This window comes from Nocardiopsis xinjiangensis YIM 90004 (genome assembly GCF_000341145.1).
Taxonomy (GTDB): Bacteria; Actinomycetota; Actinomycetes; order Streptosporangiales; family Streptosporangiaceae; genus Nocardiopsis; species Nocardiopsis xinjiangensis.
Map to the genome: position 1 here is coordinate 1 of NZ_ANBE01000074.1, position 1,723 is coordinate 1,723.

At 72.7% G+C, this 1,723-nt stretch carries 1 protein-coding gene; it reads right to left on the bottom strand.

All coding sequences use genetic code 11. The features are described from left to right. Window positions 1–148: 148 nt before the first annotated feature. The coding region (locus D473_RS27545) for a serine/threonine-protein kinase (RefSeq protein WP_017611533.1) at window positions 149–1,723 on the bottom strand (1,575 nt) is incomplete at its 5' end.

Here is a 1,723-nt window from a genome sequence, read left to right on the forward strand (position 1 = left end):
CGTCCGGAATCGTCCTCACCCAGGAAGACCTCGCCGAAACCACCGCGCCCCAAGGAACGCTCGATACGAAAGCCGCCCAGGACCTGGCCGGGTCGTGCCACTGGAGTCCTCTTTCTGTGTGGGGAGATCAGGGGTCGATCGGGCCGGCTCAGCCCGAGGTGAGATGCCGGGCGGCGTCCAGGTCACGCTGGATACGGTCCACACCGCCCTGCAACTGTCGTAGATGCTCCGTGCGGCTCCGCAGTTCCATGGCCCGTTGCGCACGTCGGGCGGGCGGCCCGTACCCGAGGCGCAGGACCGGCCCGGTGACGACCACACCGATCACCCCGGCGACGAAGACCAAGGCCGAGAGCGCCATGAGGAGCTCCGACTCGACCGCACCGGCGACGACGTTGCCGATGAGTCCGAGCAGGCACCACTTGGAGACCGTTTTGCCGCGCTCCAGGTAGCTCTGTCGGCGCACGGAGTTCACGAGGGCCTCGTGCTCGGTGGCGACGGCGGCGTAGCGGCCTTCCCATTCGCGGCGCTGGCGGGCGAGCGTGACCAGGGTGGGCAGGCACCTGTGGACGGCCGCCGCGTACCCCGCCGCGGCCGGTTGCGCGGCCGTGGCGCCCCTGGCCCACAGGATGTCGATCCATTCGCGTACCCCGGCGTCGTCACTGGCGGGCCGGGGCGGGGGCTGCGGCCCGAGCAGGAAGGTCAGCACCAGCGCGGGGTTGACGCCGCCCTGCACCTCGCCCCATCCGTTGATCCCGTCGGAGAGCTGCTGTTGGAAGTCGGTCCCCGCACGTTCGGCGGCCTCGAGCTGGTCGGCCAGGCGCTGGAGTTCGCCGAGGCGGTCGCTGTGGTGCCGGCCCATGGTGCGCAGCACCTCGGGGCGGGCCAGCAGCGCCAGCTCGTTGGCCTGGGGAGCACCGGTCAGGACCGGGGCGGGGTCGGAGAACTGCTCGGTGAGGGCCTCGAGGGTGACCGTACGGCCGCGGAAGACGGGCGGCAGGTCGGGACGTACCTGGGCAACGAAGGTGGCCAGGGCGAGGTTGGCGTCGGTCACCTTGCGGCGGAACAAGGATCGGTCGACCAGGGTGTCACCGATGTCGTCGGTGAGCCAGGCGCTCAGGGCACCGCGCTCGCCCGAATCGGAGAAGACCCGCAACGCCTCGTTCCAGTTCTGCTGCATGGTCTCGGCGAGTGCCCCGGGATCCTCGTGGCGCACACCGAGGAAATGGTAGGGCGGTACACCGTCGCGGTGCGCCCAGCTCCCCGACGGGCCCGGGCCGGAGTCGCGGGCGTCCCCGGGCGTGCTCGGCGCGAAGGAGGCGGCCGGGGGCTCCTGGTGGGCAGCGGCCCGGTCCCCGGGGTCGGCGGCACGGGTGTAGGCACGGGTCGGATCGGTCCTCCCGGGCGGGGCGACCCTGGTGCCGGGCATCTGCTCGGGCGCGGAGGTCTCCCTCCGGGGCCGGTCGTTGCCGGCCGTCGGATCGACCGTCGTGGGTGCCCTTCCCCCGGCCGCGGATCCGGTGGCGGCGGCACCCTCGGCGGGCAGCGTCACGAGCTGTTGCAGCAGGGTGGCGGCGTCGGGACGGCCTGCAGGGTTCTTGTCCAGGCAGGCGAGAACGGCCTCGCGCAACGGGCCGTCGAAACCCTCGAGGTCGGGTTCACCGCCGAGGATGCGGGCGATGCGGGAGGCCTGGGTCGGCCCGGAGAAGGCCTCGCGCCCGGTCGC